This is a genomic window from Hylemonella sp. W303a (assembly GCF_046452315.1).
Taxonomy (GTDB): domain Bacteria; phylum Pseudomonadota; class Gammaproteobacteria; order Burkholderiales; family Burkholderiaceae_C; genus Hylemonella.
Genome location: NZ_JBKFDG010000003.1, coordinates 242705 through 267945 on the forward strand (window position 1 = coordinate 242705; position 25241 = coordinate 267945).

At 64.1% G+C, this 25241-nt stretch carries 23 protein-coding genes, 1 tRNA gene and 1 riboswitch; of the genes, 11 read left to right on the plus strand and 13 right to left on the minus strand.

The features are described 5' to 3' along the window. Window positions 1–35: 35 nt before the first annotated feature. Both tatB and tatC read left to right on the plus strand, forming a co-directional pair. Entirely contained in the window at window positions 36–545 is a 510-nt protein-coding gene (gene tatB / locus ACLBKS_RS07375) for a Sec-independent protein translocase protein TatB (protein ID WP_410192148.1), read from the plus strand. Window positions 546–630: 85 nt separating this feature from the next. After that, window positions 631–1425, plus strand: coding sequence for a twin-arginine translocase subunit TatC (gene tatC, locus ACLBKS_RS07380; RefSeq protein WP_410192149.1), 795 nt, complete (start codon window positions 631–633; stop codon window positions 1423–1425). 33 nt (window positions 1426–1458) lie between these two features. Here tatC and ACLBKS_RS07385 read toward each other — a convergent pair whose 3' ends face one another. From ACLBKS_RS07385 to ACLBKS_RS07400, 4 genes are all read right to left on the minus strand, one after another. Beyond that, a complete protein-coding gene (locus ACLBKS_RS07385) occupies window positions 1459–2613 on the minus strand; it encodes a S1C family serine protease (protein WP_410192150.1) in 1155 nt (384 codons plus the stop codon). Window positions 2614–2797: 184 nt separating this feature from the next. Then, complete coding sequence (locus ACLBKS_RS07390; RefSeq protein WP_410192151.1) at window positions 2798–3610, minus strand: MetQ/NlpA family ABC transporter substrate-binding protein; 813 nt, start codon at window positions 3608–3610, stop codon at window positions 2798–2800. Window positions 3611–3650: 40 nt separating this feature from the next. Beyond that, window positions 3651–4313, minus strand: a complete 663-nt coding sequence (locus tag ACLBKS_RS07395; protein WP_410192152.1) for a methionine ABC transporter permease — start codon at window positions 4311–4313, stop codon at window positions 3651–3653. A 2-nt stretch (window positions 4314–4315) separates the two neighbouring features. Continuing rightward, window positions 4316–5200, minus strand: coding sequence for a methionine ABC transporter ATP-binding protein (locus ACLBKS_RS07400; protein WP_410192153.1), 885 nt, complete (start codon window positions 5198–5200; stop codon window positions 4316–4318). Between the two features lie 213 nt (window positions 5201–5413). Here ACLBKS_RS07400 and ACLBKS_RS07405 point away from each other — a divergent pair, with 213 nt between their 5' ends. The 8 genes from ACLBKS_RS07405 to ACLBKS_RS07440 all read left to right on the plus strand — a co-directional run bounded on the left by ACLBKS_RS07405 (window position 5414) and on the right by ACLBKS_RS07440 (window position 13547). Beyond that, window positions 5414–6190: a Nif3-like dinuclear metal center hexameric protein gene (locus ACLBKS_RS07405; RefSeq protein WP_410192154.1), complete on the plus strand. Its 777-nt coding sequence runs from the start codon at window positions 5414–5416 to the stop codon at window positions 6188–6190. A gap of 17 nt (window positions 6191–6207) precedes the next feature. Next, a complete protein-coding gene (gene pdxA / locus ACLBKS_RS07410) occupies window positions 6208–7269 on the plus strand; it encodes a 4-hydroxythreonine-4-phosphate dehydrogenase PdxA (RefSeq protein ID WP_410192155.1) in 1062 nt (353 codons plus the stop codon). Window positions 7270–7351: 82 nt separating this feature from the next. Then, window positions 7352–7960, plus strand: coding sequence for a ubiquinol-cytochrome c reductase iron-sulfur subunit (gene petA, locus ACLBKS_RS07415; RefSeq protein WP_410192156.1), 609 nt, complete (start codon window positions 7352–7354; stop codon window positions 7958–7960). A gap of 16 nt (window positions 7961–7976) precedes the next feature. After that, on the plus strand, window positions 7977–9395 hold the full coding sequence (locus tag ACLBKS_RS07420) for a cytochrome b (RefSeq protein WP_410192359.1): 1419 nt from the start codon (window positions 7977–7979) through the stop codon (window positions 9393–9395). A gap of 17 nt (window positions 9396–9412) precedes the next feature. After that, the gene (locus tag ACLBKS_RS07425; protein WP_410192157.1) at window positions 9413–10168 is read left to right on the plus strand and encodes a cytochrome c1; all 756 of its coding nucleotides are present in this window, start codon (window positions 9413–9415) and stop codon (window positions 10166–10168) included. 131 nt (window positions 10169–10299) lie between these two features. Next, complete coding sequence (locus tag ACLBKS_RS07430) at window positions 10300–10911, plus strand: glutathione S-transferase N-terminal domain-containing protein (RefSeq protein WP_410192158.1); 612 nt, start codon at window positions 10300–10302, stop codon at window positions 10909–10911. 22 nt (window positions 10912–10933) lie between these two features. Next, the gene (locus ACLBKS_RS07435; RefSeq protein ID WP_410192159.1) at window positions 10934–11476 is read left to right on the plus strand and encodes a ClpXP protease specificity-enhancing factor; all 543 of its coding nucleotides are present in this window, start codon (window positions 10934–10936) and stop codon (window positions 11474–11476) included. Window positions 11477–11560: 84 nt separating this feature from the next. Further along, window positions 11561–11659: riboswitch (cyclic di-GMP riboswitch) on the plus strand. A gap of 121 nt (window positions 11660–11780) precedes the next feature. Beyond that, entirely contained in the window at window positions 11781–13547 is a 1767-nt protein-coding gene (locus ACLBKS_RS07440; RefSeq protein ID WP_410192160.1) for a methyl-accepting chemotaxis protein, read from the plus strand. Between the two features lie 240 nt (window positions 13548–13787). Here ACLBKS_RS07440 and ACLBKS_RS07445 read toward each other — a convergent pair. The 6 genes from ACLBKS_RS07445 to ACLBKS_RS07470 form a co-directional block, all read right to left on the minus strand. Beyond that, window positions 13788–13877, minus strand: a tRNA-Ser gene (locus ACLBKS_RS07445). A gap of 103 nt (window positions 13878–13980) precedes the next feature. Beyond that, window positions 13981–15315 carry a tryptophan--tRNA ligase gene (locus tag ACLBKS_RS07450; protein ID WP_410192161.1) on the minus strand — a complete coding sequence of 445 codons (1335 nt, stop codon included), beginning with the start codon at window positions 15313–15315 and terminating at the stop codon, window positions 13981–13983. A gap of 21 nt (window positions 15316–15336) precedes the next feature. Beyond that, on the minus strand, window positions 15337–16017 hold the full coding sequence (locus ACLBKS_RS07455) for a site-2 protease family protein (protein WP_410192162.1): 681 nt from the start codon (window positions 16015–16017) through the stop codon (window positions 15337–15339). A gap of 447 nt (window positions 16018–16464) precedes the next feature. Beyond that, window positions 16465–17088: an L-threonylcarbamoyladenylate synthase gene (locus ACLBKS_RS07460; RefSeq protein ID WP_410192163.1), complete on the minus strand. Its 624-nt coding sequence runs from the start codon at window positions 17086–17088 to the stop codon at window positions 16465–16467. A gap of 69 nt (window positions 17089–17157) precedes the next feature. After that, a complete protein-coding gene (locus ACLBKS_RS07465; RefSeq protein WP_410192164.1) occupies window positions 17158–18090 on the minus strand; it encodes a DMT family transporter in 933 nt (310 codons plus the stop codon). A gap of 12 nt (window positions 18091–18102) precedes the next feature. Next, window positions 18103–18960 carry a 3',5'-nucleoside bisphosphate phosphatase gene (locus tag ACLBKS_RS07470; RefSeq protein ID WP_410192165.1) on the minus strand — a complete coding sequence of 286 codons (858 nt, stop codon included), beginning with the start codon at window positions 18958–18960 and terminating at the stop codon, window positions 18103–18105. 225 nt (window positions 18961–19185) lie between these two features. On the opposite strand from ACLBKS_RS07470, the gene ACLBKS_RS07475 reads away from it, so the two are divergent. Continuing rightward, a complete protein-coding gene (locus tag ACLBKS_RS07475; protein ID WP_410192166.1) occupies window positions 19186–20916 on the plus strand; it encodes a methyl-accepting chemotaxis protein in 1731 nt (576 codons plus the stop codon). Window positions 20917–20928: 12 nt separating this feature from the next. On the opposite strand, the gene ACLBKS_RS07480 is transcribed toward ACLBKS_RS07475, so the two are convergent. From ACLBKS_RS07480 to ACLBKS_RS07490, 3 genes are all read right to left on the minus strand, one after another. Beyond that, entirely contained in the window at window positions 20929–22176 is a 1248-nt protein-coding gene (locus tag ACLBKS_RS07480) for a diguanylate cyclase (protein WP_410192167.1), read from the minus strand. A 129-nt stretch (window positions 22177–22305) separates the two neighbouring features. Beyond that, window positions 22306–24228, minus strand: coding sequence for a single-stranded-DNA-specific exonuclease RecJ (recJ, locus tag ACLBKS_RS07485; protein ID WP_410192168.1), 1923 nt, complete (start codon window positions 24226–24228; stop codon window positions 22306–22308). After that, on the minus strand, window positions 24225–25235 hold the full coding sequence (locus ACLBKS_RS07490) for a phosphoglycerate mutase (RefSeq protein WP_410192169.1): 1011 nt from the start codon (window positions 25233–25235) through the stop codon (window positions 24225–24227). The genes recJ and ACLBKS_RS07490 overlap by 4 nt, the downstream gene beginning before the upstream one ends. Window positions 25236–25241 lie beyond the last annotated feature (6 nt).

A 25241-nucleotide genomic window follows, 5' to 3' on the forward strand; every position in this document is an offset into this window, starting at 1 on the left:
CGCGACCCGCGTCCTGAGACGGTGGTGACCCAGCCATGATTGACCTCGGCTTGTCCAAGCTGGCGCTGATCGGCGCGGTGGCCTTGATCGTCATCGGACCGGAGAAGCTGCCGCGCGTCGCCCGCACCATCGGGACCTTGCTGGGCAAGGCGCAGCGTTACGTGTCCGACGTCAAGGCCGAAGTCAACCGCTCCATGGAGTTGGAAGAGTTGCGCAAGATGAAAGGCAGCGTCGAGGGTGCGGCGCGCGACGTCGAAAGCTCCATCCACAGCGCCACGTCCGGGGTCGAGCGGGAGTGGTCCGCTGCGACTTCGGAGTTGACATCGAGCTATGAATCCTCCGACGGCGTGATGTCCGAGCTCGTCATCTACCCCGAGTACAAGCACCCAGGCAAGAACTGGCGGCTCAAGCGGGGCAGCGTGCCCGCCTGGTACAAGGCACGTCAGGGGGTGCGCACCAAGGCCTTGTCCGGCGCGGCACGGGTGGCACGGCACCGCCCGCCGGGCGTTGCAGGTGCTGCAAGGCCCCCGCGCCAGCTCGGTTGAGCTTTTCTTTTGTCCCTTTTGTTTCTCATCCCTCTAAATAAGCGCGCTCTTACCTCAACGGGGCCTGGGGCGCAGCGCTGAACGCATGGCTGATTCCGACGACAAAAAGGACGATGAACTGGCGGGCACCGAACAGCCCTTTGTCCAGCACCTGATGGAGCTGCGCGACCGGCTGCTCAAGAGCGTGATCGCGATGGGCATCGCCGTTCTGGCTCTGGCCCTCTATCCGGGTCCGGCGGAGTTGTACGACCTGCTGGCCGCGCCCCTGGTGGCCCACTTGCCGCAGGGGACAACCTTGATCGCCACCTCGGTGATTTCGCCTTTCATGGTGCCGCTGAAGATCTTGCTGATGGCAGCCTTCCTGCTGGCCTTGCCCGTGGTGCTCTACCAAATCTGGGCGTTTGTCGCGCCGGGGCTGTACAACCACGAGAAGAAGCTGATCCTGCCCTTGGTGATCAGCAGCACCCTGCTGTTCCTCACCGGTGTGGCGTTCTGCTATTTCTTCGTGTTTGGCAAGGTGTTCGCCTTCATCCAGAGTTTCGCGCCCAAGAGCATCACGGCAGCACCCGACATCGAGGCTTACTTGAGTTTCGTTCTGACGATGTTCCTGGCGTTTGGGCTGGCCTTCGAGGTGCCTATCGCGGTGATCGTGTTGGCGCGTCTGGGCATCGTCAGTATCGAGAAGCTCCAGGCCTTCCGCGGTTATTTTGTGGTGCTTGCCTTTGTTATCGCCGCCATCGTGACGCCTCCTGACGTGGTGTCGCAACTGGCACTGGCCATTCCCATGTGCCTGCTCTATGAAGTAGGCATCATCGCGGCCCGGATCTTCATCCGGCACACCAAGGCGCCGGAAGAGAAGCCTGAGGCGCAAGGCGAATAAACAACCGGCTCCGCGCAGCCGGTTTGATCCGATTTATTCCTGCATCCTGCGCGGGGTGGGTCGGACGCCTGGCGTGATGTTGATGTCCAGGGGCTGGTTCTGCCGTTGCACCGCGAAGGGGGCGGCTTGACCTGGTTTCAGCGCGGCCACCCGTGTCAACAGTTCCGAGACGTTGCGCACCGGTTGTCCGCCCACTCGTGTGATCACATCGCCCGGGCGGATGCCGGCCTGTGCCGCAGGTCCGTTTTGCAGCACGCCGGTGATGATCACGCCTTCGTCGGCCTTGACGCCGAAGGTCTCCGCCAACTCGGCTGTCAGGTCACTGGGCTCCACGCCGATCCAGCCGCGCGTGACCTGGCCATCGCGGACGATGCTCTCCAACACTTGCTGGGCGGTCGCCACGGGAATCGCGAAGCCAATGCCCATGTTGCCGCCGGAACGCGAATAGATGGCCGTGTTGATGCCCAGCAGGTTACCGCTGGCGTCGACCAAGGCGCCCCCTGAATTGCCGGGGTTGATGGCCGCGTCGGTTTGAATGAAGTTCTCGAAGGTGTTGATGCCGAGTTGGTTGCGCCCCAACGCGCTGACGATGCCGCTGGTCACGGTCTGGCCGACGCCAAAGGGATTGCCGATGGCGAGCACTGGATCACCGACTTGCAGGGTGTCCGAGTTGCCCAGCACGATGACAGGCAGCTTGTCCAGCTCGATCTTGAGCACGGCCAAGTCACTGTCGGGGTCCGAGCCGATCACGCGCGCGCGTGCGTGCCGACTGTCGTTGAGGATGACGTCGATTTCATCGGCGCCTTCGATCACGTGGTTGTTGGTGAGGATGTAGCCGCTCTCGCTGACGATCACGCCGCTGCCGAGACCAATTTGCGGCTCGCTGTCCTGGTCACCGAAGAAAAAGCGAAACCAGGGGTCGTTGTTCAAGGCGCTGCCCGCTTGACCCCGCTTGGGTGCCTTGCTGGTGTTGATGCTCACCACGGCGGCCGATGCTTTTTGGGCTGCTAGCCGGAAGCTTCCGGGAGGGCCACCTGCGGAGCGGTCCGAGGGCGCCTGAAAGAGCGCTACGGTGGGGGCGGCCTGCCCGGAAGACAGCAGCCAGCCCGGCTTGAGCGTGGCGACGATGAACCAGATCGCCAACAGGACGGTGACGGTTTGCGAGAACAGCAGCCAATAGCGTTTCATGGCTGCAAATTGTAGGTGCGCGGCAGCTGCATGGTTGCTTTCATCGTCGGCGCTTGCCGGACCGGGGCAGGGGACCGCTCCTCATGCGGTTTGCAGTGCAAATCCAAATCGTCGGGTTCCCCTGCCCCGGTCCGGCAAGCTCAGGGCTCGGTCATGGATGGGCGCAGGGGCCGACTGGCTCTTCTTACAGCCCGGCCGGGTAGGTGTAGCCCGGGAATTCCTTGGTCAGCACTTGCTTGAAGAAAGGTGACTTGAACGCGGCGGCAAGGTCCTTGGCCCAGGGTTTGGTTTCGTCGCCCTTTTTCACGGCGACCACCTGTTGGTACTGCGCGGGCGGCTTTTCCAGGGCCAGGGCGCTGGTGAACTTCAGGCCGGCCGAGGTGGCGAAGTTGCCCGGCACGATGGCCACGGCGACGTCGCCCAGGGTGCGCGGCAGCTGCGCGGCCTCAATGGGCACGAACTTCAGCTTCTTCGGATTGTTCTGCACATCGCGTTCGCTCACGCGCAGCGGGTCCACGTCCGCCTTCACGGTGATCAGGTTCTGCTGCACCAGCAATTGCAGGGCGCGGGCCAGGTTGCTCGGGTCGTTGGGCAGGGAAACGCGGTCGCCTTCCTTCAGATCGGCCAGGCTCTTGCGGCTGTCCGAGTAGATGCCCATCGGCGCCGTCGTGCTTTGCGCCAGGTCGATCAGGTCCAGCTTCTGGTCGGTCTTGAAGCGGTTGAGGTAGGTGATGTGCTGAAACAGATTGGCGTCCAGCGCACCTTGGGCCAGCGCCAGGTTGGGCTGCACGTAATCGTTGAACTCAACCAGTTTGACCTTGTAGCCTTGCTGTTCCAGTTGGGGCACGATGGCTTTCTTGAGCACGTCGTAGTTGTAGCCTGCGGTGGCACCCAAGGTGAGGCTGCTCTTGGCCGGGTCGGCGGCTTGGGCGTTGAGCGCGAAGGCGCTGAGGGAGGCAACGGCGGCCAGCAGCAAGTGACGACGGAGGTTCGACATGGAGGAGAGTCCTTGAAGGATGGGAGTGAGAAAAAATGGTTCAACGCTTGTCCAGCCGCTGCGCGATCGCGCTGCCGCCGAACTGGATGATTTGGACCAGCACGACCAGCAGCGTGATGGTGAGCAACATCACATCGGTCTGGAAGCGGTAGTAGCCGTAGCGGATGGCCAAGTCACCGATGCCGCCGCCACCCACCACGCCGGCCACGGCCGAGTAGGACAGAAAGCTCACGGCCAGCACGGTCAACGCCAGCACCAGGCCAGAGCGCGCCTCCAGCACCAGCACGCGCCAGACGATTTGCAGTTCCGAGGCGCCCATGGCGTGCGCGGCCTCGATCACGCCGCGGGGCACCTCGCGGATGCTCTGCTCGACCAAGCGAGCGAAGTAGGGAATGGCAGCGACGGACAAGGGCACTGCTGCTGCGAGCGGACCGATGGAGGTGCCAGCGACGATGCGGGTGAAGGGCACCAGGGCCACCAGCAGGATGATGAACGGGAAGGATCGCACGGTGTTGACGATCCAGCTCAGCAGCAGATAGGCCGGGCGGTTCTGTAGCGATTGGCCCGGGCCGAGCAGGAAGAGCAGCACACCCAACGGCCCCCCCAGCAGCAGGGCGGCCGATAGACCGATCCCCAGCATGAGCAGTGTCTGACCCGTGGCGAGCCAGAGTTCGGGCAGGATTTCGAGGAGGTTGTCAGACATGGTCAGGTGGATTGGGCCTCGGGGGCGGGGGCTGTGGTCAGGGCAGCGCTGCGTGCGGCGTGCTCCGCCAGCACCCGGGCATTGTTTTGCTCCAGCGCCAGTTCCTGGCCCAGTGCGCTGCGTCGCGGCGTGTCAAGGTCAGCCACGGTGAACTGCTCGACCAAGCAGCCACCTTCCACCACCGCCACGCGGTCGCACAAGGCCTGCACCACGGCGAGTTCGTGCGTGACGATCACGATGGTCACGCCCAGCTTGTGGTTGATCTCGCGCAAGGTCTGCAGCACCGAGCGGGTGGTTTCAGCGTCCAGTGCCGAGGTGGGTTCGTCGCAGAGCAGCACCTGGGGCCGGGGCGCCAGCGCGCGGGCAATCGCCACGCGCTGTTTCTGCCCGCCCGAGAGCTGGGCCGGATACGCATGCAGCTTGTCGGCGAGGCCCACCAGGGCCAGGCACTCACGTACCCGCCCATTGATCTCGGCCTTGCTGCGTCTTTTGCCATCGGGGCCGGGGTGCAGGCGCAGCGGGAAGGCCACGTTGTCGAACACGGTGGCGTTCTGCAACAGGTTGAACTGCTGGAAGATCATGCCCAGGTTCTGACGTGTGGCGCGCAGTTCCCGCTTGGGCAGGGTCACCAGATCGCGGCCCTGCACCAACACCCGGCCCGCGTCTGGGCGTTCCAGCAGGTTGATCAATCGCAACAAGGTGGATTTGCCGGCGCCGCTGCGGCCGATCAGGCCGAACACCTGGCCTGCGTTGATGTCGAGCGTGACGGATTGAACCGCTTGGAAACGACCACCGTCTGGGAGGGTGAAAGTCTTGCTGACGGCGTCGAGTCGGATCAGCGGGGCAGGCTCCGACAAGGCCGGAGTCACTGGGAGAGGGGCATTCATGGAGAGCAAAAAAGCAAGAGCCCCGACGCTTGTGACACGGGGCTCGTGGAATCGAGGCGAAAGTGTGCCCGGTTCGGACGCACAAGAGAACCAAATTATCGTCATAACCTCATGCCCGGCAGTTCTAAAGCCAGGCGGGCACTGGACCCGCGTTGAAGTCGAGCGTGACGGCCCCGCAGTGCAGCCCCGTAGCGATGAAGCACAATCGCACGCATGACATCCCGCGAGACCTTGCTCCAGAGTTTCGACGCGCTCCTGCAGCCCGAGCGCTTCAAGGATTACGGCCCCAATGGCTTGCAGGTCGAGGGCAAACCCACCATTCGCAAGATCGTCTCGGGCGTCACCGCCAGTCGGGCGCTGATCGAGGCGGCGATCGTTGCCCAAGCCGACGCCATCTTCGTGCACCACGGCCTGTTCTGGCGGGGCCAAGACGGCCGGGTCACGGGCTGGATGAAGCAACGGTTGAGCCTGCTGCTGGCGCACGACATCAATCTCTACGCCTACCACTTGCCCTTGGACGCGCACCCCGAGCTGGGCAACAACGCCCAGTTGGGCGCGCGACTGGGGCTGCACGGTCAGGCGGCGTTTGGCGAGGGCCTGTTGGGCTGGCTGGGAGAGCCTGTCGAAGGTGGCCCCTACGCCAATGCCCAGGTGCTGGCCGACCATGTCGCGCAGCGTTTGGGCCAGGCGTCCGGCTCCCGCCGGCGAGTGACGCTTGTGGACGGCGGCCGACAGAACTTGCGCAAGATCGCTTGGTGCACCGGAGGTGCTCAAGGTTATTTCGAGGCCGCGATCGCGGCGGGTGCCGACGCCTACATCACAGGGGAGATTTCAGAGCCGCAAGCCCACTACGCCCGCGAATGCGGCGTGGCCTACCTGGCTTGTGGCCACCACGCCACCGAGCGTGATGGTGCGCCCGCCGTTGCCGCCCATGTCGCGGCCCAGCTGGGCTTGGCGCACGAATTCATCGACATCGACAATCCCGCCTGAAACCGGGTGCACTTCGCATGAAACCTCTCGCCATCACCTTGGGCGACGCTGCGGGCATTGGCCCGGAAATCATCCTGAAGGCGGCCTGGCAGGCGCCAGAGCTGCTGCGCGCTTGCTTCGTGGTGGGCGATCCTGCGGTGCTGCACCGTGCGGCGGGTTGGCTGCGCGACAAAGTCAAAGCACCCGCCTCGCAACGGCCCACCTTGGTGCAGATCAGTCATCCCGCGCAAGCGCTCACGGTGCCGGCTCACCACTTGCCGGTGTTACCAGCCGCTGTTTTGCAGGGCGGGTTGGACGCCGCGCCACCTGGCTGCATCAGCGCGGCGGCGGGCCGCTTGGCGGGCGAGTGCGTGGTTTGGGCCGCGCGTGCGGCGCTGCGCGAAGAAATCGCCGGGCTGGTGACGGCACCTTTGCACAAAGAGGCGCTGGCCGCCGCCGGTCCACCCTGGGACCGCTATCCCGGCCACACAGAGTTGCTTCAGGCCGAGGCCGCTGCCCATCGTGGCGTTCCCGTGGCCGACATGCCTGTGCGCATGATGCTGGCCAACGAAGAGTTGCGCACGGTATTGGTCAGCATCCACGTTTCCTTGCGCGAGGCCATCGACGCCGTCACCCCTGACAATGTCGTGCAGACCTTGAGGATCACCGACGCGGCTTTGCGCCCCCTGCTAGGCCGCGCGCCGCGCATCGGTGTGGCAGGCCTCAACCCGCACGCGGGTGAGGGCGGGCGCTTCGGTCGCGAGGAAATCGAGGTCATCGCGCCCGCGCTCGAACAGGCGCGGGCGCAAGGCATTGACGCGCGGGGCCCTTACGCACCTGACACGGTCTTCATGCGTGCGCGACAGGCGCCGGGCCACACAGGCGAATTCGATGTGGTGGTGGCGATGTACCACGATCAGGGGCTCATCCCAGTCAAATACTTTGGTGTGGAGCAGGGCGTGAACGTCACCCTGGGTTTGCCGCTGCTGCGCACCAGTCCGGACCATGGCACCGCGTTCGACATCGCGGGCCAGGGTGTGGCGGATGCGTCCAGCCTGATCGCAGCGGTGAGGGCCGCCCAGCGTCTGGCTGCACGTTGAGTCGGCTAGAATCCCCCTGCTAAAAGTCCGGCCATCGTGGGTCGGCACGATTTCAACCCCGGTAGATTTGATTGAGGAAACCATGAGCGACACGCTTGCCGATCAGAGTCAGATGGACCCGAGCAAACGGACGTGGCTGATCGCCACGGGCGCTGCGGGTGCCGTGGGGGGCGTGGCCACGCTCGTCCCGTTCGTCAGCACTTTCCAGCCGTCCGAGCGTGCCAAGGCCGCGGGTGCCGCCGTCGAGGTGGATATTTCCGCCCTCAAGCCGGGCGAGAAGGTGACTGTGGAGTGGCGCGGCAAGCCGGTGTGGATCATGAAGCGCACGCCGGAGCAACTAGCGACGCTGGAAAAGGATGAAGACCAACTGGCCGATCCGAACTCTGACCGCAAGGCCTACCCGACCCCCGAGTACGCCAAGAACCGCCACCGTTCCATCAAGCCCGAAGTGTTCGTGGGCGTGGGCATTTGCTCCCACCTGGGCTGCTCGCCGTCGGACAAGTTCACCCCCGGTGCCCAGCCCTCGCTGCCCGACAACTGGCCCGGCGGCTTCCTCTGCCCCTGCCACGGTTCAACTTTCGACATGGCGGGCCGTGTGTTCAAGAACAAGCCGGCTCCCGACAACTTGGAAGTCCCGCCGCACATGTACCTGTCCGACAGCAAGCTGCTGATCGGCGAAGACAAGGCCTAAAGGTAGGAAGAAGAACATCATGGCTGAATTCAAGGAACTCCCTGCCGACGCGCCCGCTGGCGCCAAGGTGATGAACTGGTTCGAAAACCGGTTCCCGACCGCATTCGACGCCTACCGCGTCCACATGTCGGAGTATTACGCTCCGAAGAACTTCAACTTCTGGTACTTCTTCGGCTCACTGGCCATGCTGGTGCTGGTGATCCAGATCGTCACCGGCATCTTCCTCGTGATGCACTACAAGCCCGACGCGGCCCTGGCCTTCGGCTCGGTTGAGTACATCATGCGCGACGTGCCCTGGGGTTGGCTGGTGCGCTACATGCACAGCACCGGTGCCTCGGCCTTCTTCGTCGTGGTGTACCTGCACATGTTCCGGGGTTTGATCTACGGCAGCTACCGCAAGCCGCGTGAGTTGGTCTGGGTCTTCGGTTGCGCCATCTTCCTGGTGCTGATGGCCGAGGCCTTCATGGGTTACCTGCTGCCCTGGGGCCAGATGTCCTACTGGGGCGCCCAGGTGATCGTGAACCTGTTCTCCGCCATTCCCTTCATCGGTCCGGATCTGGCCTTGCTGATCCGCGGTGACTATGTGGTGGGCGACGCGACCCTGAACCGCTTCTTCAGCTTCCACGTGATCGCTGTGCCCCTGGTGTTGCTGGGCCTGATCGTGGCGCACTTGCTGGCGCTGCACGATGTGGGCTCCAACAACCCCGACGGCGTCGAGATCAAGAAGGGCCCCAAGGGCAATCGTTGGTCCAAGGATGCGCCGGCCGATGGCATCCCCTTCCATCCGTACTACACGGTGCACGACATCATGGGCGTGAGCGTCTTCCTGATGGTGTTCTCTGCCATTGTGTTCTTCGCGCCTGAATTCGGTGGCTACTTCCTGGAGTACAACAACTTCATCCCGGCCGATCCGCTCAAGACCCCGGCTCACATCGCCCCGGTATGGTATTTCACGCCGTTCTATTCGATGCTGCGTGCCATCACCACCGAGATGATGTACGCGCTGGTGCTGATCGTCGCGCTCGCCGCGGTCTTGGCCATCGTCAAGGGCAACTTGGGCAGCAAGGGCAAAGGCGCGGTGGCGGTTGGCGCTCTGGTCGGTATCGCCTTGATGCTCGGCATCGATGCCAAGTTCTGGGGCGTGGTGGTGATGGGCGGCGCGGTCATCATCCTGTTCTTCTTGCCTTGGCTGGACAACAGCCCGGTCAAGTCCATCCGCTACCGTCCGAGCTGGCACAAGTACCTCTACGGCCTGTTCGTGATCGTCTTCCTGATCCTGGGTTATTTGGGCGTGCAGCCTCCGTCCCCGATCGGTGAGCGCGTATCCCAAGTCGGCACTCTGTTCTATTTCGGCTTCTTCCTGCTGATGCCCTGGTGGAGTCGCCTGGGTGAGCCCAAGCCTGTGCCCAGCCGCGTGACTTTCGAGGCGCATTGAGCAGACGGAGCAACAACATGAAAAAACTGATTCTTGCCCTCTCCACGTTCTTTGCCTTGGGCGCGGGCGCCCTGGCTGCCGAAGGCGGCATCGCTTGGGACAAGGCGCCGGTCAACACCAGCGACACGGTGTCATTGCAGAACGGTGCCCGCCTGTTCGTGAACTACTGCCTGAACTGCCATTCGGCCGCCTTCATGCGTTACAACCGCCTGCAGGACATCGGTTTCACGAATGAGCAGATCAAGGACAACCTGCTGTTCACCAGCGACAAGGTCGGTGACCTGATGAAGTCCGCGATCGACCCCAAGCAGGCCAAGGACTGGTTCGGCGCCAATCCTCCCGATTTGACCTTGATCGCCCGCTCCCGCGCTGGCCATGGCGGCACGGGTGCGGATTACCTCTACACCTTCCTGCGCACTTTCTATCCCGATGCCAGCAAGGCCACGGGATGGAACAACTTGGCCTTCCCCAGTGTCGCCATGCCCCATGTGCTGTGGGAATTGCAAGGCAAGCGCACGCCGGTCTATGAGACGCGCCAAGAGCATGGTCATGAAGTGCATGTGTTCAAGGGCTGGCAGCAAGTCACGCCGGGTACCTTGACCCCGCTGCAATATGACCAAGCCGTGGGTGATCTCGTCAACTTCCTGCAGTGGATGGGCGAACCCGCGCAGAACACCCGTGTGCGCATCGGCGTGTGGGTTTTGATCTTCCTGCTGGGCTTCACGATCCTCGCCTGGCGCCTGAACGCCTCGTACTGGAAAGACGTCAAATAAGTCGTCAGTGCTGATTTTGCACCAATATGGTGCAAAATTTGCTTTTCGATGAGTGGGTTTGCGATAATGCAACCCACTCTTTTCGTTTCTGAGTTTCCTTCTTTTTTCCCATCCCCCAGGAGCTACCCGCCATGATGGTGCTGTACTCGGGCACGACCTGCCCCTTCTCCCACCGTTGCCGTTTCGTGTTGTTCGAGAAGGGCATGGATTTTGAGATCCGTGACGTGGACCTCTACAACAAGCCTGAGGACATCAATGTCATGAACCCCTACGGCCAGGTGCCCATCCTGGTCGAGCGCGACTTGATCCTGTACGAGTCCAACATCATCAACGAGTACATTGACGAGCGTTTCCCGCACCCGCAGCTCATGCCGGGCGACCCGGTGGACCGAGCCCGCGTGCGCCTGTTTCTGCTGAACTTCGAGAAAGAACTTTTCGTCCACGTGTCCACGCTGGAAAATCGCGCGACCAAGAATAACGAAAAGGCGCTCGAAAAGGCCCGCGGCCACATCCGTGACCGCCTGACACAGTTGGCCCCCGTGTTTTTGAAGAACAAGTACATGCTGGGCGAGAACTTCTCCATGCTGGACGTGGCGATCGCCCCGTTGCTCTGGCGCCTGGATTACTACGGCATCGACTTGTCCAAGAACGCCGCGCCCTTGCTCAAGTACGCTGAGCGCATCTTCTCTCGCCCGGCCTACATCGAGGCGCTCACGCCCTCTGAAAAGGTGATGCGCAAGTAAGCGTCTCGCGGGAACACGCAAGATGAGCCAGAGCACGACGACGGGACCTCAGCCACCTCAGGCCACCTCCACCCGTCCTTACTTGATCCGGGCGCTCTACGAATGGTGCGCTGATAACGGCTTGACGCCCTACGTGGCGGTGCGGGTTGACGACAGCGTGCGTGTGCCACGCGAGTACGTGAAGGACGGCGAGATCGTGCTGAACATCAGCATGGATGCCACGAACGCCCTCCAGATCGGCAACGAGTACATCGAGTTCAAGGCGCGTTTCGCGGGTGTGGGGCGCGACATTCTGGTGCCCATCCGGCAGGTCATGGCGATCTACGCCCGGGAAAATGGACAGGGCATGGCTTTCCCGTTGGAGTCTCCGCCTGATGAGGAGGCGCATGAAGACATCGGCGCGGGCTCTGACCCTGTGTCCGGTGATGCTGGGCAAGCCGGGGGTGCGATTCTCAGCCTGGCGCCCGATGTCGATGCCGTTCCGCGCGACGAGGGGGATCCAGAACCGCCTCGGCCTCCTGCGTCGCCTGCGGGGGGGCGGCCTGCACTCAAACGAGTGAAGTAGTCTCTTTGGTGCTCGCGTCACTGCGGGTGGCTTTCCCGCACGCGGCCGGTCGATGTCGAAGACCGCGCACAGACTAGAATGCGAATCACACAAAGGCACACCCGTGCGAAAGCCGGGGTCGCAAAGCTTCCAGTCTAAAGTTGCTCGCGGTCTGCGAGCAACCAGGATCGTGGGGCCGCTGTCTCAGGGAACAGCCGCAGGTGAGCGGTGTAGGCCCTTCTTTCCCCGGTGTCGACTTTGTGAAGCCCATCGTCCCGCGATGGTGTTTGTTGACGCGCCCGTGCTTGGGCCTAGGGGTAGCTGAATGAATATCAACAATTTGCGCGTGGCGCAAAAGCTCTGGCTGGTCATCATGGGTCTGCTGACCTTGATCGTGGTGGTCGGCATTTGGGGGCAGATCGCGCTGCGTTCCGCCACCGATCGTGCCTCCGAGGTGGTGGCGCACTACGAGTCTGCGATCGCGACCGCGGTGCGCTGGCAGGGCCTGGCTGAGCTGGCCACGGCCATGACCCTGAGTCGAGCCAAGGTCACTGACGCTGCCCTGCGTGCTGACTTCGAGGCGCGCTCCCTTGAACTCAGCAAGCGCATCTCGCCGGTTCAAGAACAAATCTCCAAGAGTGCCCGCTCTGACCGCGACAAGGCCGTCTTGGCCGAGATTGGCAAGCTTCGCGTCACTGTGCTTGCCAACCGAGATCAGATGAAGAAATTCGAGGAGGCTCAGGATCAGGCGGGTTTGCTGGCTTTCGTCGAAAGCCAATACCGGCCGACGCAAAGCGTCTACCTCGCGACGATCGGCAAGTACATCACCGAGCAGGAAGCTCAGCGAGACGAAGCCCGCGCAGAAATGGAAGCGCAGCACCGGCGCTTGCTCGTGATCAGCGGTGTGGGCGTGTTGGTGGTTTTGGCCTTGAGCGTGGGGCTGATCCGTTGGCTGGTGCTCTCCATCACCAAGCCCCTGGACAGTGCCGTCACCGTCGCCCAGGCCATTGCCGAGGGGGACCTGACCCAAACCCTCCAGACGCGCCGCAAGGATGAATTTGGCCTGCTGCTGCAGGCTCTGGCCGACATGAACGAGCGCCTGCGCCAACTCGTCGCCAAGGTCCGTACGGGCGTGGAGTCGGTGTCCAACGCCTCCGACGAAATCGCCAGCGGCAACCAAGACTTGTCCGCGCGCACCGAACAGACCGCCGCCAATCTGCAAGAAACCGCAGCCAGCATCGAACAGTTGACCAGTACCGTGGCCCAGTCCGCCGACACGGCGCGGCAGGCGAACCAATTGGTGACCTCCGCCGCCGACTCGGCCGTTCGTGGCGGCGAAGTGATGGGACAGGTGGTTCAGAGCATGCAGCAGATCAGCGACTCCTCCAAGAAGATCAATGACATCATCAGCGTGATCGACGGGATTGCCTTCCAAACCAACATCCTGGCCCTGAACGCCGCGGTCGAGGCTGCGCGTGCGGGAGAACAAGGACGGGGCTTTGCCGTGGTGGCCAGCGAAGTGCGCAGTCTGGCGGGTCGCAGTGCGGACGCGGCGAAGGAAATCAAGACATTGATCGGCGCCTCGGTGGCAACTGTGGCGGCGGGTTCGACCCAGGTCGAACAAGCTGGTGCCGCCATGGACGAAATCGTCACCAACGTGAAGCGCGTATCCGACCTGATCGGCGAGATCACCAGCTCGGCGACGGAACAACGAGACGGCATCAACCAAGTCAACCAGGCCATCAGCACCCTGGACCAAATGACGCAGCAGAACGCCTCCCTCGTGGAGGAATCCGCCTCGGCGGCGTCCGCGCTGCGCGACCAGGCCGTGCGCCTGGCGCAGGTGGTCGCGGTGTTCAACGTGGGCGCCGGTACGCCGGTGGCCGCGCAGATCGCGCGTCCCGCGCCTGTGCCTATGCCTGCTTCTGCGGCGCCAGCCTTGGCGACCAAGCTGCAGCCCGCCGCTCCATTGCGCTCTGTCCCCGTCCCGCCGCCGCGCTTGACGTCCACCTTGGCTAAAGCGTCCAAGCCCAAGCTTGCGCCGGTGTCGGCGAATGCCAAGGACGATGACGGCGAGTGGGGCGTGTTTTGATGAGCACGCTGGCGGCCTAGGCCTGTCGCTGAGAAGCCCGGTGGTCACCCGTCTCGGACGGATGGCACCGGGCTTTTTCTTTTGTTGGACTTGCCATCGATCACCGATTGAGGGGCTCCGTGCCTCCCGAGCACTTGACCTGCACTTCAGTCGCCAACCTGCTTTTGAGATCAGAATCCGAAAGGTCAGCCCAGAAACAACAACGGGTTGCGGCATTTCTGCAGCAACCCGTTGAAAACTTGGCGGAGAGGGTGGGATTCGAACCCACGGTAGGCTTGCGCCTACGCCTGATTTCGAGTCAGGTACATTCGACCACTCTGCCACCTCTCCGGCTTTTGACACATGTGTCGAAGCATCGGATTGTAGCAGCACGACGCTGGCTTTTGCGCCCCCTCAGCCGCTGTGCATGGCCTCCACGTGCTTCGCTACTCGTTCAAGCCGCCTCGGCGGCCTCGCGAAGTATGCGCAGGGCCGCGCGCACGGCGTCGACGTCGGCTGGTGCGGGCAGTTGTGCCAGCGCCGCATCGTCGGCCTGCAGGGCTTTGATGGCCGCGCCCGCGTCCTTGGGGCTGGCGTAACCTGTGCTTTGCAGCAGCAACTGGCCTTGGGCATCGACGAACTTGAAATAGAACTGGCCATCGGCTTCGCGGTATTGCTTGAAGCTGGGCAGCGCGGCCTTGGTCGCTTTGCTTTTCTTGTCCGTGGCTTGCGCGCGCAGGTCGCGCAGGCCCACGGCGTGACGCAGCTTGGCGGTGAAGGGCGTGGCGATGCGTCGGGCCTTGGCCGCGCCGGCCTTGAGCATGTCTTCCAGCCGCTCGGGGTGGTCGATCAGGCTCTGGTAGGTCTCGCGCATGGGCGCGATTTCGCGATCGATGCGCTCGAACAGCAGTTCCTTGGCCTGGCCCCAGGAGATGCCTTCGGCGTAGGCCCGGCGCAGTTGCGCTGTTTCCTCGGGCGTGGCGAAGGCTTCGTAGATCTGGAACAGGGCCGAACCTTCGGTGTCCTTGGGTTCACCGGGCGCGCGTGAGTCGGTCTTGATGCCGGCGATGAGTTTCTTCAACTGATCGCGCGGCGTGAATAGTGGGATGGTGTTGTCGTAGCTCTTGCTCATCTTGCGCCCGTCCAGGCCGGGCAGCGTGGCCACGGTTTCCTCGATCTGAGCCTCGGGCAGGGTGAAGTGCTCACCGTAAAGATGGTTGAAGCTGGTGCCGATGTCGCGCGCCATCTCGATGTGCTGGATCTGGTCACGGCCTACGGGCACGCGGTGGGCATTGAACATCAGGATGTCCGCCGCCATCAGCACGGGGTACATGAAGAGCCCGGCGGAGACGCCCGCGTCTTCGTCTTCGTCCAAGCCCGCGGCACCTGCCGCTGCCCGTTTCTCGCGGTTCTTGTCGACCGCAGCCTTGTAGGCGTGCGCCCGGTTGAGCAGGCCCTTGCCGCAGACGCAGGTGAGGAACCACGTCAGCTCGGGAATCTCGGGGATGTCGCTTTGGCGGTAGAAGGTCACGCGCTCGGGGTCCAGGCCGGCCGCGATCCAAGTGGCGGCTATCTCCAGCGTGCTGCGCTGCACGCGGGCCGGGTCGCCGCCGGTCTTGATGAGGGCGTGGTAGTCGGCTAGGAAGTAGTAACCCTCCATGCCTGCGGTGCGGCTGGCGATGACGGTGGGGCGGATGGCGCCGACGTAGTTGCCCAGGTGGGGAGTTCCCGAGGTGGTGATGCCGGTCAGGACGCGCAAGGTCTTGTTGCTGGGAGTCTCGTTGCTCATGTCGCGGGTTTCTTCGTGAAATTAGCGCAGCAGGTAAGTGACGGGTGTCAGCAGCACGTCAAGCAGATCGTAGGTCAGGCGCATCACGGGTTGCATCCAGTACGTGCTGACCAGGCCCAGCATGACCAGGCCCAGCACGATGAAGAAGCCCCAGGGTTCGACACGCGCCAGCCAGTAGGCCTGCTTGTTCGGCAGCAGCCCGACCAGCACCCGGCCGCCATCCAACGGAGGCAGCGGGAACAGGTTGAAGGCGAACATCACTACGTTGACCAGCACGCCCGCGCGGCACATCTCGAGGAAGAAGCGTTCGCTGGCCTGCGTGTTCAGGCCCAAGGCGATCAGCACGAACAGCAAGATGGCCCAGAGCAACGCCTGCAGCAGGTTGGCGCCCGGCCCGGCCAGGGCCACCCAGACCATGTCGCGCTTGGGGTGGCGCAGGCGGTCGAAGCGCACCGGCACCGGCTTGGCGTAACCGAAGACGAAGGCACCCGCCGTGGCGAAGTAAATCAACACGGGCATCAGCAAAGTGCCGAGCGGGTCGATGTGCTTGACGGGGTTGAGCGTCATGCGTCCGAGCATCCAGGCGGTGTCGTCGCCGAAGCGCTTGGCTGCGTAGCCGTGGGCTGCTTCGTGGACCGTGATGGCGAAGATCACGGGCAGGGCGTAGATGAGGACGGTTTGAATCAGGTTGTTGAAATCCACGGAAGGGATTGTCTCATTCCCGCAATGCCTGGGTCCTGCGGGGTTGGGGTGTCGTCGGTGTCACGGGCTCGGGCTTTGGCTGGGGGTGGCAGGCGCGCGGGGCAAGGAACCGCTCCTCATGGGATTTGCTGCGCAAATCCAAATCGTCGGGATTCCCTGCCCCGCGCGCCTGCCACAGGCCTGGTCGGCTGTGCCAGTGCCAGTGCCGGCGCGGGTACGGGTGCGGGTGCGGGTGCGGATGCGGGTGCGGATGCGGGTGCTTTGTGCGAGTGCCCATCCATTCCAGCGAGGTGCGGGCGGGCGACCGCGCCGCCGATTTTGATTTGCGCAGCAAATCTCATGAGGCGGACGGTTGCCCCCCCGCGCCTCGCGGAGCCAGCCAACCGCGACCTGAAAACCGTGAACGTTCAACTACCCCACTCGCCGATCACGCGAGTAGCGGGAGTTTCACAACCCCAGCACCGCCGGATCACCCCGTCCCCGCCGGATGATTTCAGGTTCGTCCCCCGTGAGGTCGATCACCGTCGTTGGCTCCAGTGGACAGGCCCCCGCGTCAATCACGGCAGACAACTCCTGCTGGTAACGGGCGCGGATCTCCTGGGCATCGTTCAGTGGCTCGACCTCTGCGGCTGGAATCAGCGTGGTCGCCAGCAAGGGTGCACCGTGCAGCGCCAGCAGTTCCTGCAGCACTTTGTGGTCCGGTACGCGCAGGCCGATGGTCTTGCGCGCGGGATGACTCAAGCGTCGGGGTACTTCCTTGCTGGCCTCCAGAATGAAAGCCCAGGGTCCTGGCGTCGCGGCCTTGAGCAGACGGTACTGGCGGTTGTCCACGCGCGCGTAGTTCGCCAGTTCCGACAGGTCGCGGCAGAGCAGGGTCAGATGGTGCTTGTCGTCGATGCGCCGAATCGCGCGCAGACGCTCCGCGGCTGACTTGTCGTCCAAGTGGCAGACCAAGGCGTAGCAGGAATCGGTGGGCACGGCCAAGACCTGGCCCGACGTGAGCAGGGCCACGGCCTGCTTGAGCAGACGTTGCTGCGGGTTGTCGGGATGGACTTCGAATAACTGGGCCATGGCGGTTCAGGCGCTGACGTGAAGTTGGCTCGGCGGATCGTTGACTGAAGTGCAGCGAGTGGAGGGGAGTCAGACTTCCATCGGCTCGCGCAGCACGCTGTTCTGGAAATCCTTGGGGCGCTCCGCCTGTTTCTCGCGCAGGGCCAGCCATGCGCTGGCCGCGCCGCAACTGGCGATCAACAGCATGCCCAGCAAGCCCCAGCCGTCGGCCAAATGACCGAAGACGAGCCAGCCTGCGAACATGGCAAAGGCGATTTGCACATACATCAGCGGCATCAGCGAGGAAGCTGGCGCGCGCCGATAGGCCTGGATCAGCGCGAAGTGGCCAATGGTGCCCGTCAGCCCCATCAGCACCAGCGCGCTCCATTCGGTCAGCGTCTGCGGCGTGACCCAGATGAAGGGCAGGGCCAGCGAAGCCAGCAGTGCGCCGACCCAGCCCGTGTAGAAGTGCATGGTGACAGCATCCTCGGTCTGCACCATCTTGCCGGTCAGGAGCTGGAAGGCCGAATGCGTGCCCACCTGGGCCAAGGGCAAGAGCACATGCCAGCCGAAAAGATCGCCGCCAGGTCGGATGATGATGAGCGTGCCGATGAAGCCGCCCGCCACCAAGACCCAGCGCAGGCGCGAGACATATTCACCCAAGAGCGTGGCCGCGAGCAGGGTGACCACCAGCGGCGCGATCATGGCGATGGCAGTGAACTCGCCCACGGGCATGTACTTCACGCTGAGAAATGTCAGCAGGCTGGTCACCGCGAGCAGTGCACCGCGCAGCGCATGCAGGCCCAGGCGTTGCGTATGGAAGATGGCGCTGCCCCGCTGCGGGAGCATCACCACCGTGGTCAGCACGGCTTGAAAGATGTAGCGGAACCACAGCCCCAGCAGCACCGGCAGGGTGAGGGCGACGATCTTGGCGGAGGTGTCCAGGGTCGCGAAGCAGGCCAGCGCGGCCAACGCGAGCAGCATGCCGCCGGCCGTGTTGCGGCGAGCAAGAAGAGAAGTCATGAAAGCAGTGAGTCAGTGGTGGATGCGCTCGGACAGCAATTCCCAGATGGGGATGAGCTGGCCGGGCAGGTAAGGCAGGGCACCGAGGTCGATGCGTGATTCGTCGGGACTGTGAAAGTCACTCCCACGCGAGGCGGCCAAGTCAAATTCCATGGCCATGTCGGCATATTTAACGTATTCGCTGGGCAGGTGGCTTCCGGTCACGACCTCAACGCCCCGCCCCCCGTGTTGCTTGAACTCCGAAAACAGGGCGTATTCCTCATTGGGGGTGAATTTGTACCGTCCCGGGTGTGCGATCACGGCCAGACCGCCCGCGCGGGTGATCCAGTCCACCGCGTCACCCAGCGTGGCCCAACGGTGCGGGATGTAACCGGGTTTGCCTTCCGTCAGGAAGCGTCGGAACACCTCGTTCGTATCACTGCAGACACCTGCTTCCACCAAGTAGCGGGCGAAATGGGTGCGTGAGATCAGTTCCGGGTTGCCCACGTACTTGAGCGCCCCCTCGTAAGCTCCCGGGATGCCGGCTTGCGCCAGTTGCGCGCTCATTTCACGCGCTCGCTCACCCCGCCCGCCACGCGTCTGGCGCAAGCCTTCGACCAGTCGGGTGTCAGAGGCATCAAAGCCTAGGCCGACGATGTGCACGGTCTGGCCGGCGAAGGTGATGGAGATTTCAACCCCTGTGAGATAGGGCAGACCTTGCGCACGAGCCGCAGCCATGGCGCGTTGCTGTCCGCTCACCTCATCATGGTCGGTGAGCGCCCACAGCTCGACCCCCGCTGATTTCGCGCGCTGGGCCAGGGCCTCCGGCGTCAGGGTGCCGTCAGACGCCACGGAATGGCAATGAAGGTCGGCATTCAGATAGGAGGCCATGTTGGGGATTTTAGAGGGCTGTCGAAAGCGGACTGCGTCCGGTCGGTGTCAGGGGGAGTTACAGATTTCAGGCGGCGCGTCGAAAACACAGAAGACAGAGGCAAAGGGATGACAAGCCACTCGCGGTGACCGCGCGACCTTGAGAGGCAGAGCAAGCTGCTTTTCAATAGATGCTATCAATCCCTTTTAGTAAAGAAATAACTTTCACCAAAGATAGCAAAGCTCATGAAATTCTTCGACGACCTGCGCGTGGCCCACAAACTCTGGGCCACCGTGCTGCTACTGATGCTGTCCTTGCTGACGCTTTCGGTGGTGACTCTGCTGCGTTTTGAAAACCTGGCCGACACCGCGCTGGCGCAGGTCCGCACGGCCGAGGGGCGCATCACCATCGCTACGCATTGGCGTGACCGAGCGGAAAGTGCGATGGACATGTCCATGGGGCGCATGGTGTCCGCCGATCCAACCCTGACGCAGGTCCTGAGCGACAAGGTGGCCGCCATCACGGCCAGCCTGAATCCTGTGCAGGAAAAGATCAACAAGGAAGTTGACACGCCCGAGGAGAAAGCAGCGTTGGAGGCGGTGGCGGCCATACGTGCCGAAGTCCGTGGTCTATCGCCCAAGATCAACGAATTGATCAGCCAGGGCGCCGACATGGCCGCTCGGCAGGCCTTCGTGGAAAAGGAATACAAGCCGCGCGCCGCCGCTTACATCGGTGCGATCAACAAATTTGTCCAGGTTCAGGAAAAGAGCCGCGATGACGCCGTGGCCGCCGCCGAAGCCGCGCAGACCCGGTTGCTCTTCATCGCCTTTGCTTGCGCAGCCGTGATCGTCGTGTTGGGCATCCTGCTCGCGATGTACCTGATCACCGCCATCACCAAGCCGCTGGCGCACGCCGTCAAGGTGACGGAAGCGATCGCCAGCGGCGATCTGACGGTCACGGTCATCGTCCGGCGCACCGACGAATTCGGCAACCTCCTGCGCGCCACCGCAACGATGGCCGAGCGCTTGCGAGGCGTGATCGCCGAAGTGCGTTCCAGCGTCGAGGCCGTGAGCGCAGCCTCGGGCGAAATCGCCAGTGGCAATACCGACCTCTCGGCTCGAACCGAGCAGATGGCCGCCAATCTGGAGGAAACCGCAGCCAGTCTGCAGGAGTTCACCTCCACGGTGGGACAGTCGGCCGACACGGCGACTCAAGCGAATCAGCTGGCGTCGCAGGCCGCGCAATCGGCCCGTGAGGGTGGCAACGTGGTGCAGCAAGTGATTGAAAGCATGAAGCTGATCACCGATGCGTCCACCAAGATCAACGACATCATCGGTGTGATCGATGGCATCGCTTTCCAGACCAACATCTTGGCGCTCAACGCGGCGGTGGAAGCCGCCCGCGCGGGCGAGCAAGGTCGCGGCTTCGCGGTGGTCGCGGGCGAGGTTCGCAGCCTGGCGCAACGCAGCGCCGAAGCCGCGAAAGAGATCAAGGGCCTGATCGGCAACTCCGTGGATGCGGTGCAGATGGGATCGATCCAGGTGGCCCAGGCTGGCAAGGGCATGGAGGAGATCGTCTCTGGCGTGAAGCGCGTCTCTGACTTGATCGGCGAAATCACCGCGGCTGCTTCCGAGCAGCGTGATGGCATCAAGCAAGTGAATCAAGCGGTGACGAACCTGGATCAAGTCACCCAGCAGAACGCAGCCTTGGTGGAGGAATCCAGCGCGGCGGCGTCTTCCCTGCGGGATCAGGCCCGGCGCCTGTCGGAGGCGGTCGCGGTGTTCAAGGTCCATCAGCAGACCCTGGCCGGGGCCGCCGCCGCGTCAGTGCCTCAAGCGGCCGCGCTGCGCTCTGCGCCGCCGAAGGCACGGCCTGCTGCGCCCCCCTTGAAGACAGGGCGCGTCTCCGAGCCCCGTCAGTTAAGCAACAGCACTGCAGCGGCCGCGCAAGACAAGGACGGCTGGGGCCTGTTCTGAGTCGGGGCCTCTTCAAGCGCACGCGGCCTGGACCGCTTGCGGCCAGACCTGGGTGCGATTGCGTCCCTGGCGTTTCGCGGCGTAGAGCGCTTGGTCGGCACAACTGATCAATGCTTCGCCCTGTTCAGCATGCAGGGGGAAGGCGGCGACGCCGCATGACAGCGTGACGTTCAGCGGTGGAGCGTCCTTGGCGCTGACGCGCATCGGTGTTTGGCCAAAGGCCGTGCGCAAGGCCTCGGCGCGCTGGGTCGCGGTTTCCAGCGAAATGTCCGGCAGCAACAGCAGAAACTCCTCACCGCCATAGCGGAACACCATGTCCTGCGCGCGCACGTGACGCTGCATGAGCTGGGCCAGGCTTTGCAACACCATGTCGCCGACGGCGTGCCCACGGGTGTCGTTGATGCACTTGAAATGGTCGACGTCGATCAGCACCACCGCCAGCGAGGAGCGAGCCGCGCGGCAGCGCGCGAGTTCGGGCTCAAGCACCTCGCCCAGGTGACGGCGGTTGTACAAGCCCGTGAGCGGATCGCGCACGGCCTGCTCACGCAATCGGGCTTGCAAGGCGTTGATTTTCTTGTATTGCTCCCGCAGTTTCAGATTGCTCTTGCGCCACGCCAAGGCGCGCTGGTGGCCGGTGTGACCGAAGGCCACCAGATAGAGCGTGAGCGCCACCATGGACAAGACTGTCGCGGCGAGGCCCGTGTCCGGATTCAGCGGGTAGTGCATTCCACTGAACCAGACCACCGCGGCACCCACGCCCATGGCCCCCACCAATCGGGGTACCCCGGTTTGCCCTCCGTAGTACGCCACGAAGTTGATGTTGTTGCACGCGAACAGTGCGAAGCTCAGCCAGGTCGGGAACCCCAGACCAGCAGCCCAGGCACCGCTGGCCACGCAGTCCAGCAAGAGGTGTGGTTTCTCCGCCCGCAGTTGATCGTGTGCCCGTCGCGCACGCCAGTACAGCACATGGGGGTAGAGGTAGAACTGTGCGACCAGCAGACCCCAAAGCCACAGAGGCGCGCCGATGTCTGTCAGGTGCGCGCCCACGGGCAGGCCCAGCAAAGCACAGACGCAAAAGCGGTTGGAGTAGTTCATGCGCACCAGCCAATGCGCGCGCGCACGATCCGTAGGGTGTTTCCAACGCTTGCGCGCAGCCCCGCGCGATGTTCTGGCGGTGTGTTCGGGCGCAGAGCCCACCTGCGCATTGGGTGCAGGTCGGGGGATCTCCCCCATCAGATGGATGGGTTGGCGGATGTTCATGGGCAGCCGGGGACGAGCAAATCCGCAAACTCTAAATTTGAAGTCCCGCAGGGGTCCATCCCAGGAATGGGGGAAGGGCATACCCTCGCGGGGCACCTGTCCGGGTGGCGTTCTCCGGCCCGGCCAACACTAAAGCTCGGCGCCTTCGACCAGGAAGCGCAGCCGACGCACGCCCTGCCATTCGTCGGCCTCCAGGCGAAATGCCAGTTTGATCCGACTGTGGCTGGGCGGCAACGGTTCGGCGCGGCCAAACCAGATGCCGTCGACCGGTTGGCCTTGATGCCTGAGCTTGAGTGCCAGATGCTTTTCGGCCACCAGTCGTTGCGAGAGCACTTCCACCTCTTCGCTGAAGGTGGGGGGGGCGAAGCCCTGGCCCCAGACCTCGCGCGCCAGCGCATCCACCACGTCCGTGCGGCGGTACTCGGCGGGCAGGGCGCCGTCGGTCTCGATGCGGCGTGTCAGGGTGGCTGCATCCAGCCATTCGCGCGCGACCTCGTCCAGCGCGCGTTCGAACACCTCGAAATGAGACTCGGCGATGGTGCACCCCGCCGCCATGGCGTGGCCACCGAAACGCAGCAGCACACCCGGATGGCGCTTGGACACCAGGTCCAGCGCGTCGCGCAGGTGGAAGCCGGGAATGGAACGTCCCGAGCCCTTCAGCTCGCCCTCGTGGCCGGGCGCCCGGCTGGCCGCGAACACAAAGCTGGGGCGATGCAACTTGTCCTTCAGCCGTGCCGCGACGATGCCTACCACGCCCTCGTGGAAACTGGGGTCGAACACGCAGAGCGCTGAAATATTGGCCTCCACGCTCGGCTCGGCCGTGTCCTCGCCGCCCCCGGTCGCAGGCTCGCCCCGCGTCTCGCTGGGACCGGGGCCGCTCGCCCTCTTGGTGCGGCCCGGCGACGGCTCGGCGGCTCTTCCTTGGGCAAAAATGTGTTCAACGATCTCCAGCGCCTGCGCCCGCATCTCGCCTTCGATCTCGCGCCGCTCGCGATTGATGCCGTCCAGCATCCGCGCCAGCTCGTCGGCCCGGCCGGCATCGTCGGTCAGGAGCAGCTCGATGCCCAGTGTCATGTCCGCCAACCGCCCGGCGGCGTTGATCCGCGGCCCGAGCGCGAAACCGAAATCGAAAGCGCTGGCCTGCGCGGGTTTGCGAGAAGCCACATCGAACAGCGCGCGCAGGCCCTCGGGCATGTGGCCCGCGCGTATCCGCTTGAGCCCCTGCGCGACCAGGCGACGGTTATTGGCGTCCAGCTTCACCACGTCGGCCACGGTGCCCAGCGCGACCAGGGGCAGCAGTGCGTCGAGTTTGGGCTGTGGATTCTTGGCCCCCACGCTTGTCGCGTCGTCTACTGCGCTGCCCCCCGAGGGGGTGCTCGCTTGCTTGGGGCGGCCCTGCGCGGCGCTCGATGCATCATCAAATACACCCCGGGCGCGCAACTCCGCGCGCAGCGCCAGCAGCACGTAGAACATCACGCCCACGCCGGCCAGTGACTTGCTCTCGAAATCGTCGCCTGGTTGATTGGGGTTCACGATGACGTCCGCCGCCGGCAGCTCAGCTGCGGGCAGGTGGTGGTCGGTGACCAGCACCCGCATGCCAAGTTCGCGCGCCAAGGCCACGCCTTCCACGCTGGCGATGCCGTTGTCCACGGTGATCAGCAGGTCCGCGCCGCTGTCCTTCACACGCCGGGTGATGGGGGCGGTGAGGCCATAGCCGTCCACCACCCGGTCGGGGACGAGGTAGTGCACGTGGCGTGCGCCCAGCATGCGCAGGCCGCGAATGCCGACGGCGCAGGCCGTGGCACCGTCGCAGTCGTAATCGGCCACGATGCACAGGCGCTGGTTGGCGGCAATCGCGTCGGCCAGCAGCGCGGCGGCTTCGGCCGTGCCCTTGAGCGTGGTCGGTGGCAGCAACCGTCCAAGGGCGTCGTCCAGCTCCTCTGTGTCGCGCACGCCGCGGGCGGCATACAGACGTGCGAGCAGCGGGTGCACTCCGGCCTGTTCCAGCGCCCAGGCCGCGCGGGGCGGTACATCACGGGTGACGATTTTCATGCGGGACACAAGAATGCTGCGAGGGCCGCATTCTGGCGGTTCGGCTGGAGGCGTCGACGCAGGCGGCGCCATAAACCACGGGAGGGGCGCTCAGCGTGCTCCAAGGTGACGATGGTGTGGAGACCGCAGAGCACAAGACCGGGCGGCGTGGTCTGCGCTTGCGTCGTCGCCTGCAAGCGGGCATCCAGTTCGCGCCAGGCGTCCGCCCAGGCCCGCCAATCACCCTGGGTATACCCGCGCAAAGCAGGTTCACGCAGAAACTCCAGCACGGTCCAGTCGTTCTGCGGCTCGGGCGCCGCGCCCAGCGCGCCGCAGCCATGGAGCCAGAAGGAGTTCACGGAGGGCAGGCCTCGGGACTCGCGTGCGTCGTTGGCTGCGTGGGTGTAGAGCAGCATTTGCATCTCGTTCTGCAGGCGGCGCAGCAGCGGCGCGCCCGGTGATGTGGACGGCAACCAAGGCGCCACGTCCCCGCCCAGCGCCAGCACGCGCTCGGGCGCGGGGCTGCGCAGGCCCTGCAAAGGCGCGCCGCAGACCAGCCACTGTGCGGGGGTGTCGATGTGCAGTGTCAGGCCGTCTTCGGAGAAATACGGTTGCATGGCGGCGCAGAGGGCTCGAGCCTCGGCTTCATTCAGCCGCAGTTGCCCCGGGTCACTCAGACTCACCTGGGTCTGGCCGACGCCTTGCGGCAGGACCCAGTGCGCGGGAGTGAGAAAGGCCCATGCCATGGCGCTCGCGTTGGGCAAGCCCAAGGCTCGCGCGCGCAATGCGGCCCATGGCGGCGTCTCTGGGTCCAGGCCTTGAGCCCGAGCCAGGACGTCTTCGTCCGCGCCAACCACGCCCTGGGCATCCAAGCGCCGAGTCCGTGGCGTGACCCGATCCAAATGGCTTTGCAGGCCGGGTAGCAGAAGGCCATTCTTGAAGGCGGTGGACAACGCCGCCCTGGCTGCAGGCGCGGCCTCGGCGTCGTCCACCAGGGCATGGGGAATCAGGAGCTGCTGAGAAGGCATGCGCCG

What these genes read in the sequence shown, in the direction of transcription:
- ACLBKS_RS07425 (WP_410192157.1), top strand. Translation starts at nt 9,413, where the DNA reads ATGAAAAAACTGATTCTTGCCCTCTCCACGTTCTTTGCCTTGGGCGCG.
- ACLBKS_RS07470 (WP_410192165.1), bottom strand. Translation starts at nt 18,960, where the DNA reads ATGGCCTCCTATCTGAATGCCGACCTTCATTGCCATTCCGTGGCGTCT.
- ACLBKS_RS07405 (WP_410192154.1), top strand. Translation starts at nt 5,414, where the DNA reads ATGACATCCCGCGAGACCTTGCTCCAGAGTTTCGACGCGCTCCTGCAG.
- recJ (WP_410192168.1), bottom strand. Translation starts at nt 24,228, where the DNA reads ATGAAAATCGTCACCCGTGATGTACCGCCCCGCGCGGCCTGGGCGCTG.
- ACLBKS_RS07450 (WP_410192161.1), bottom strand. Translation starts at nt 15,315, where the DNA reads ATGAGCAACGAGACTCCCAGCAACAAGACCTTGCGCGTCCTGACCGGC.
- ACLBKS_RS07460 (WP_410192163.1), bottom strand. Translation starts at nt 17,088, where the DNA reads ATGGCCCAGTTATTCGAAGTCCATCCCGACAACCCGCAGCAACGTCTG.
- ACLBKS_RS07490 (WP_410192169.1), bottom strand. Translation starts at nt 25,235, where the DNA reads ATGCCTTCTCAGCAGCTCCTGATTCCCCATGCCCTGGTGGACGACGCC.
- ACLBKS_RS07430 (WP_410192158.1), top strand. Translation starts at nt 10,300, where the DNA reads ATGATGGTGCTGTACTCGGGCACGACCTGCCCCTTCTCCCACCGTTGC.
- petA (WP_410192156.1), top strand. Translation starts at nt 7,352, where the DNA reads ATGAGCGACACGCTTGCCGATCAGAGTCAGATGGACCCGAGCAAACGG.
- tatB (WP_410192148.1), top strand. Translation starts at nt 36, where the DNA reads ATGATTGACCTCGGCTTGTCCAAGCTGGCGCTGATCGGCGCGGTGGCC.
- ACLBKS_RS07385 (WP_410192150.1), bottom strand. Translation starts at nt 2,613, where the DNA reads ATGAAACGCTATTGGCTGCTGTTCTCGCAAACCGTCACCGTCCTGTTG.
- ACLBKS_RS07400 (WP_410192153.1), bottom strand. Translation starts at nt 5,200, where the DNA reads ATGAATGCCCCTCTCCCAGTGACTCCGGCCTTGTCGGAGCCTGCCCCG.
- tatC (WP_410192149.1), top strand. Translation starts at nt 631, where the DNA reads ATGGCTGATTCCGACGACAAAAAGGACGATGAACTGGCGGGCACCGAA.
- ACLBKS_RS07465 (WP_410192164.1), bottom strand. Translation starts at nt 18,090, where the DNA reads ATGACTTCTCTTCTTGCTCGCCGCAACACGGCCGGCGGCATGCTGCTC.
- pdxA (WP_410192155.1), top strand. Translation starts at nt 6,208, where the DNA reads ATGAAACCTCTCGCCATCACCTTGGGCGACGCTGCGGGCATTGGCCCG.
- ACLBKS_RS07435 (WP_410192159.1), top strand. Translation starts at nt 10,934, where the DNA reads ATGAGCCAGAGCACGACGACGGGACCTCAGCCACCTCAGGCCACCTCC.
- ACLBKS_RS07475 (WP_410192166.1), top strand. Translation starts at nt 19,186, where the DNA reads ATGAAATTCTTCGACGACCTGCGCGTGGCCCACAAACTCTGGGCCACC.
- ACLBKS_RS07440 (WP_410192160.1), top strand. Translation starts at nt 11,781, where the DNA reads ATGAATATCAACAATTTGCGCGTGGCGCAAAAGCTCTGGCTGGTCATC.
- ACLBKS_RS07480 (WP_410192167.1), bottom strand. Translation starts at nt 22,176, where the DNA reads ATGAACATCCGCCAACCCATCCATCTGATGGGGGAGATCCCCCGACCT.
- ACLBKS_RS07390 (WP_410192151.1), bottom strand. Translation starts at nt 3,610, where the DNA reads ATGTCGAACCTCCGTCGTCACTTGCTGCTGGCCGCCGTTGCCTCCCTC.
- ACLBKS_RS07395 (WP_410192152.1), bottom strand. Translation starts at nt 4,313, where the DNA reads ATGTCTGACAACCTCCTCGAAATCCTGCCCGAACTCTGGCTCGCCACG.